Here is a 7,242-nt window from a genome sequence, read left to right as displayed (position 1 = left end):
GGGTATGAACTCGCTAAGTCTCTTGATTAACCAGACTTGTGATCAAGAGACAGGCACAGAGGCAGCCTTTCAATCAAACAAAGCGAGTGAGATTAAACCGAGAATGGGTACTTAATCGCTTCGTGGCACTCGTAACCTTCAACCCAGAAGTCATCCATTGTTACCCAAGTTTCTAAATCCTCTAGAGACTTAATCTCTGGGTTGATGTGGAATGTAGGGCCAGCTAGAGGCTCACGCTTTAGCTGAATATCACGCATTGGCGCCAGTTGATCTTCATAGATATGAGCGTTAACTAGCTTGTGGTAAGCCACACCCGCTTTTTTACCCGTGATTTGCGCCATGATAGCTAGGAACACGTACACTTGAACCATATTGAAGTTCAGGCCTAGTGGTACATCACAAGAGCGCTGAGTACTGTTTAAGTACAGCGTGTCACCAAGTAGTGAGAAGTGATGGCTGTACATACACGGACGCAAACATCCCATGTGGAACTCACCTGGGTTGTAGAAGTTTAAGATCTCACCACGGTCATCGATACCGTTCGTCAGGTCATCAACAATCTTCTTCAGCTGGTCGATATGACCACCATCAGGCTTTGCCCATGCTCGGCCTTGAACACCATAAACACGGCCCATGTCATCTTCACCCTTGCGGTAAGGGTTATTCAGCCATGCTTCATTCAGGTTAGAATTCGCATCCCAAGTTTTAGTCCCTAGCTTACGAAAATCTTCAGCATTGTCGTAACCACGGATATAGCCAAGCAGCTCAGCAACTGCGGCTTTCCAAAAACTCTTACGCGTTGTTACCAGTGGGAATTGGTTATTACCAACATCATATTCAAGGTCAGCATTGATCACGGTTAGGCAACGCTTGCCCGTGCGTTCATTTTCAATCCAAGTACCGTCATCAACGATACGCTGACAGAGATCTAAATACTGTTTCACACCAATTCCTTACTTCGTTTGTTGTGGTAATTCGTCTTTGTAGTGACCACGCTTGTATGCCCACACCATCATCAGCACACCGATGATAACCATTGGCAGTGACAAAATTTGTCCCATAGAGATAAATCCACCGAACAAACCTAGGTGAGCATCAGGTTCACGTACGTATTCTACTAAGAAGCGGAATGTACCATATCCAGCTAGGAATAACCCTGATACAGAACCAAGAGGACGCGGCTTTTTGATAAACCAGTTCAAGATGAAGAACAGCACGATACCTTCAAGCGCCATCTCGTAAAGTTGAGATGGGTGACGAGGAAGTGGACCACCGTTAGGGAACACAATCGCCCATGGCACATCAGTCACACGGCCCCAAAGCTCGCTGTTCATGAAGTTACCTAGACGGCCCATACCTAAACCAAATGGGACGAGTGGTGCAATCATGTCTGCCACGCCAAAGAAGGTGCGACCATTCTTTTTCGCATACCAGAACATTGCGGTGATAACACCCAGCAAGCCACCGTGGAAAGACATACCGCCAGTCCATACCTTAAATAGGTACAGTGGGTCTGCTAGGAAAAGGTCAAAGTTGTAGAAAAGTACGTAGCCAATACGACCACCCAACACCACACCTAGAAAGCCAGCAAACAGTAAGTCTGATACTTGCTCTCGAGTCCAACCACTACCCGGTTGATCAGCTCGGCGATTTGCTAACCAAAGAGCAAACATAAAACCGACAAGGTACATTAGGCCGTACCAACGAACTGAGATTGGTCCTAGTTCAATAAGAACAGGATCGATATTTGGGAATTCGATAAAACCCTGAGACATACTTGGCTCTCTATCTAAATTGATTAACGGTTAGCTCAATGACTAACAGAAAAGACACTACAGCAGCATTGTGGCTGCTATAAACATTAAAAATACCGCAAAGAATTTCTTCAGCACAGGGGTTGGTAATTGAGTGGCTAGTTTCGCACCCACTCGAGTGGTCAAAACTGAGGTACAAGATATCGCGATCAAAGCCGGTAGATAAACATAACCCAAGCTATACGCAGGAAGATCATCGACAGAAGATCCATGCCAAATGAAACCTAGCATTCCCGAAATCGCGATAACACAACCGCATACCGAAGATGAGCCGACGGCTTTACGCATTTCCACACCGTGATGGTTAAGGAAAGGTACCGATAAAGACCCACCGCCAATGCCCGCTAAGCTTGATACCAAACCAATCCCGCCGCCACACAACACGGTTTTAGCTGAACCCGGCATCGATTTTTGGCTCTTGGAGCGAATCGACAATAGCATTTGCAACGCCAACACCAAAACAATCACACCAAAGACTTTTGGTAAGTATTGAGCTGGAATTACATCGGCCACGAAAGAGCCGAGGAAGCCACCTATCACCACACCTGGCATCAACCATTTAACGACAAACATCTCTACGTTACCCAACTTTAGATGGTTAATCGCAGACGATCCCGACGTAACGATGATGGTTGATAGCGAAGTAGCCAATGCCATTTGCATCGCAAACTCTTGGGGGATACCCGCTTTAGGAAGCAAAAACAGTAAGGCAGGAACAACCAGCAAACCACCACCAATGCCTAGCAAGCCTGCTAAAACACCAACAATAGCACCAAGGCCCGCTAACAAGCCTATCAGTTCATATGACACGTTAAATCCTATTTTTTACCTGCTCGAATGAAGCCTGTAAATTCACGCTCTTCGAAATAGTTCAGCATCATACTATAGATGTCACTACCATACGGTTTTGAAAGTGCCTTATTTGCCAAATCCTGTAATTCAGCCAAGTTCGATTGACGAATCAAATATTTGGTTCTTGCGACATTCGAGGTATTCATACTTAACGTCTCATACCCCAATCCAATCAATAGCAGCGCGCCCATCGGGTCACCGGCTAACTCGCCACAAATACAAACAGGTAATTGATATTGCTTACAAGTATCATGAATTTGTTTTAATGCCATGATCACCGCAGGGTGCATTGATTCATAGACATCGGATACTCGTGAATTGTTCCGATCAACCGCTAATAAATATTGGGTTAAGTCGTTGGTACCGACTGAAACAAAGTCGACCTTATGCGCAATCAGCGGCAGTATGTACAGCATGGATGGCACTTCAATCATGATACCAACGCGAGGCATACGCACTCGGTTATCAAGCTCATGCACTTCATCATACGCTTGTTCAATCAACTGTAGCGCGTCATCCAACTCCTGTGCACCAGAGATCATCGGCAGCAAAATACTCAAGTTATGGCTTTCACAGCTCGCACGTAGCATGGCACGTAACTGAATAATAAAGATGTCAGGATGATCGAGCGTAAACCGAATACCACGCCAACCAAGGAATGGATTGTCCTCTTCGATAGGAAAATACGGTAAGGCCTTATCACCACCGATATCGAGTGTACGCATCACCACTTGTTTCTCTGGGTAGCTTGCCAGTACAGAACGATACTGCTTGAATTGTTCATCCTCTGACGGGAATCTTTGCTGCAACAAGAAAGAAATTTCAGTTCGATACAGCCCTACGCCATCAACGCCTTGGTTGATAGCGATGTTAGTGTCTGCACTTAAACCCGCATTAAGCAGAATCTCGACTTGCTTGTTGTCTTGCGTTTTTGCCGGTAGGTACAGCTCGCGATTGACCATAGAGGAGAGCTCACTCTCTTCTAGAATCAGCCCTCGATACTCTTTGAGCAGGCTTTTAGTCGGCTCAATAAAGATCTCACCGCTATACCCATCAACAATCGCTCGCTTGCCATTAGCTTGAGCTAGGTTGAGGTTTACCCCCATGACGGAAGGTATGCCAAGCGCTCGAGATAAAATCGCTGCGTGCGAGTTCGCCGCCCCTTCCAAGGAAATCACCGCCAAGAGCTTTTCTTTGGGAATAGACGCTAATACCGAAGCGGTTAACTCACGAACCACTAGGATAATCGGCTTATCTAACGTGCGAAGTTCATGTTCAGAGTTGTGGAGGAAATAGAGCAGCCTTTGTCCGAGCTCTCGGATGTCTTGTGCTCTCTCACGAAGATACACGTCCGACATACGAGCAAAGCGATTAGAATAACTCTCTACAACCTGTCTTAGTGCCCAATCGGCTTTATCGCCTTTCTGGATTTGGCTTTTTAGATCCTTACGCAGCATAGGATCGTTGAGTAAGTGAGTAAACAGGTCAAAGATCGCCAACGCATCTTTATTGATTTCGCTATCTAAGCGCTTTCGCATGCGCTTAAAGTCATTGAGGGCGTTTTCAACCGCTACCGCCAACAACTCATGCTCTCTCTCTATATTGAGCGTCGAAGCAGGATAAACATCGGTGAGTTCAGGCTGAGTGTTGTCCCACCATAAGTCACCAATCGCCACGCCCGATGAAGCTGCAATACCTTTAGTAGCCGGTAGCTTCTGTTGCTCTAACAGCCAATGGCCTTGAGTTTGGGCGTGCGCCACAATAACGGCAAGTTGTGCAGAGAGCGTGACAAGGAAGGATTCTTCCATCTCACTAAATAAACGTGGGGTCTTCTGTTGAATGACCAATACACCGAGCACTTGCTTGCGGTGGATAATCGGAGTACCGAGAAAAGAGTGATAGACGTTTTCTCCAAGCTCTGGAAAAAACTTATAAGCAGGGTGAGCAGACGCTTGTGCAAGGTTGATAGGTTCAGCACTTCTTTTAACAAGGCCAACCAGACCTTCGTCAAAACCAATGTGAATGCTATTGCCTTTGAAGATCAGGCCTTGAGTTGCCATCAACTCAAGGCGCTGCATATCATTATTTGCCAAATACACGGTGCAACATTCCGTCTGCATCGCACTGCATGTCTCTTTAACCAAAATATCAAGAGCCGTCGACACATCTTCAACTCTTGATACGTGTTCAACTATTTCCCTTAGTTGACTGAGCATGCTTAACCTCTACGCAATTTGCGCTTTCCTTTTATTTTTCGCTCTTTAAACGGCATTGCTAAAGATGCGAACTCTTTCATCGCTCGACGGTAAACATCTCGCTTGAAAGAAACAACTTGTCGAACTGGGTACCAGTAACTCACCCAACGCCAACCATCAAACTCAGGTGTACTTCCACGCTGCATATTGATATGCGATTCATCGCAATCTAAGCGCAAAAGAAACCACTTCTGTTTTTGTCCAATACAGACAGGTTTAGAATCCCACCGAACCAGTCGTTTGGGTAGCTTGTAGCGTAACCAATGACGACTTGTCGCGACGATCTTTACATCCTTTTTAGTAAGGCCAACCTCTTCATACAACTCGCGGTACATTGCCTGTTCCGGAGTCTCACCTTCATCTATTCCCCCTTGAGGGAATTGCCATGAATGTTGCCCGTATCGTTTAGCCCAGAAGACCTGACCATGGTTGTTACAGATTACAATACCAACATTTAATCGGTAACCATCGCCATCTATCACTGGCCAACCTCTATCTAAATTTTTAATTACTCTGATTTTTCCACATATCCCCAATCGGAGCAAACTTAGTGACGTGATAAGCGCTATATTTATGAATAATAACTAGGAATATGGATAAGTTTTGCTCAAATTCTAGTTACCCACACAATAGTGAGACATAGACCACATTTATTCACCTTTTCTGTGAATAACTATGTGAAGAATTACCCGCAATCGTTTTTTTTAATCCATAGATTCATCAACACCAAAAACAACAAATCAGTCAAAATAATTTTATTATTATATAAATCAGTAAATTAAAATAACATTCTAGTTTTAAAAAACATTAGAAATGTAAAAGATCTTTCAGAAACCTGACATGGTTAAAGATCAACCACTCCGATGTTTATCCACACTACTAAGTGAAAGATTCATTTTGAACCCCATTTGGCAAGCATTTTATCCACCATAAACCCCTGTTTATTTATCCACTAAATTAATATTTCAATTAATTACCTTTATGTCCTGTGGATAACCCTGAGTTTGATCCCTTTTCTCGCAAGGAGATCATTTCTTAACCAGTCGTCATTTGGTGATAACTTCTGATAAAATCATTTTTTTGATCATGCCTTTTATTATGAAACCAGAACCACAAACACAACAAGAGCTGTTAGAGCGCGCGTATGCCATCGCCGGAATGACCTTTAAAGAGCTCGCTGACGAAGCTGAGATGGTGATGCCAAACGACCTTAAGCGTGATAAAGGCTGGGTTGGGCAGCTATTGGAATGGCACTTGGGTGCACCTGCAGGCAGTAAGCCAGAACAAGATTTTGCCAAGCTCGGTATCGAGCTAAAAAGCATTCCGATTAGCTACTCTGGCAAGCCACTCGAAACCACCTTTGTGTGTGTTGCTCCTTTGATGGGTGTGCAAGGCATAACTTGGGAAACCAGCCACGTTCGAAACAAGCTGTCTAAGGTGTTGTGGATCCCTGTCGAGGGAGAAAGAGAGATCCCGCTAGCAGAGAGGCATGTAGGATCCCCATTATTATGGACACCTAGCCAAGCTGAAGACGAACTCTTGAAGCGAGATTGGGAAGAACTGATGGAGTTGATCGTTTTAGGCAATGTTGAACAGATAACAGCAAGACACGGTGAAGCACTGCATTTACGTCCGAAGGCTGCTAACAGTCGTGTGTTAACGGAAGCTTACGGTGCAAGCGGAAAACCTATCAAAACTAAACCACGTGGTTTCTATCTGCGAACTCAATTCACCCATAAATTACTGACAACACATTACGCATAGATCGTTTAATCGAGCCTCGATAGCCAAAACTATCAGTGCGTTAAAAAACAGTCTGGAATTAGAATCAATATCTCGCTACCAACGCCTCTTAATGAGGTTTGAGCGCCAGTTCAATATCACAGTAGCTTTGGCTTGGCTCATTACCAAACTCATCATAGGCGTTGTGTAAGCGAAGATACGCCTTTTCAAAGCCGAGCCGGAGTAACTCCTCTTTCACTTGATCCAAGGATCCAAAGTGAAGCGGCTCGCCGTCTTGCTTTACCGGTTCTAGCTTATGTTTGTACTCCACCGCCAATAGATATTCTGAAATATCAGAACAGCCAATAACGTACACTTTGGGTGTTTGATAAGAGTCTTTGTGCTCTCCATGTAACCACATGTCTAATTGATGCTTTTGCATAGCCGGCCTCCCTTGCTCTCTATAGCTTAGTAGAACTCTATTTCTTTACTAGGGCACGTTGATTTTTCTCGATTAAAAAAACAAAAAAGAGAAGCCAATGCTTTAATGCCGATCAGTTAAAGCCAAAGCGATCGGTTGAAGGATCCTTCAGAGCTGT

At 44.6% G+C, this 7,242-nt stretch carries 7 protein-coding genes; 1 reads left to right on the top strand and 6 read right to left on the bottom strand.

All coding sequences use genetic code 11. The features are described 5' to 3' along the window. Nucleotides 1-92 precede the first annotated feature (92 nt). From AB6E52_RS22445 to rppH, 5 genes are read right to left on the bottom strand one after another with little or no spacing between them, the layout of a single operon-like run. The gene (locus tag AB6E52_RS22445; protein ID WP_017056122.1) at nt 93-944 is read right to left on the bottom strand and encodes a thymidylate synthase; all 852 of its coding nucleotides are present in this window, start codon (nt 942-944) and stop codon (nt 93-95) included. A gap of 9 nt (nt 945-953) precedes the next feature. Next, the gene (gene lgt / locus AB6E52_RS22440) at nt 954-1,775 is read right to left on the bottom strand and encodes a prolipoprotein diacylglyceryl transferase (RefSeq protein WP_017059338.1); all 822 of its coding nucleotides are present in this window, start codon (nt 1,773-1,775) and stop codon (nt 954-956) included. Between the two features lie 57 nt (nt 1,776-1,832). After that, nucleotides 1,833-2,624, bottom strand: coding sequence for a sulfite exporter TauE/SafE family protein (locus AB6E52_RS22435; protein WP_017059337.1), 792 nt, complete (start codon nt 2,622-2,624; stop codon nt 1,833-1,835). A gap of 8 nt (nt 2,625-2,632) precedes the next feature. Next, complete coding sequence (gene ptsP / locus AB6E52_RS22430; RefSeq protein WP_017059336.1) at nt 2,633-4,882, bottom strand: phosphoenolpyruvate--protein phosphotransferase; 2,250 nt, start codon at nt 4,880-4,882, stop codon at nt 2,633-2,635. Between the two features lie 2 nt (nt 4,883-4,884). Continuing rightward, on the bottom strand, nt 4,885-5,403 hold the full coding sequence (rppH, locus tag AB6E52_RS22425) for an RNA pyrophosphohydrolase (protein WP_017059335.1): 519 nt from the start codon (nt 5,401-5,403) through the stop codon (nt 4,885-4,887). Between the two features lie 616 nt (nt 5,404-6,019). Between rppH and mutH the strand changes: the two genes are divergently transcribed. Then, entirely contained in the window at nt 6,020-6,685 is a 666-nt protein-coding gene (gene mutH, locus AB6E52_RS22420; RefSeq protein ID WP_032546406.1) for a DNA mismatch repair endonuclease MutH, read from the top strand. Nucleotides 6,686-6,773: 88 nt separating this feature from the next. On the opposite strand, the gene AB6E52_RS22415 is transcribed toward mutH, so the two are convergent. Continuing rightward, nucleotides 6,774-7,085 (bottom strand): DUF6482 family protein, encoded by a 312-nt coding sequence (locus AB6E52_RS22415; protein WP_004735016.1) that lies wholly within the window; start codon nt 7,083-7,085, stop codon nt 6,774-6,776. Nucleotides 7,086-7,242 lie beyond the last annotated feature (157 nt).

This window comes from Vibrio sp. 10N.247.311.13 (genome assembly GCF_041467595.1).
Lineage (GTDB): Bacteria > Pseudomonadota > Gammaproteobacteria > Enterobacterales > Vibrionaceae > Vibrio > Vibrio crassostreae_C.
The sequence above is the reverse complement of the archived record's forward strand: the minus strand, read 5'-3'. Positions and strand labels throughout refer to the sequence as shown.

What these genes read in the sequence shown, in the direction of transcription:
- lgt (WP_017059338.1), bottom strand. Translation starts at nt 1,775, where the DNA reads ATGTCTCAGGGTTTTATCGAATTCCCAAATATCGATCCTGTTCTTATT.
- ptsP (WP_017059336.1), bottom strand. Translation starts at nt 4,882, where the DNA reads ATGCTCAGTCAACTAAGGGAAATAGTTGAACACGTATCAAGAGTTGAA.
- mutH (WP_032546406.1), top strand. Translation starts at nt 6,020, where the DNA reads ATGAAACCAGAACCACAAACACAACAAGAGCTGTTAGAGCGCGCGTAT.
- AB6E52_RS22415 (WP_004735016.1), bottom strand. Translation starts at nt 7,085, where the DNA reads ATGCAAAAGCATCAATTAGACATGTGGTTACATGGAGAGCACAAAGAC.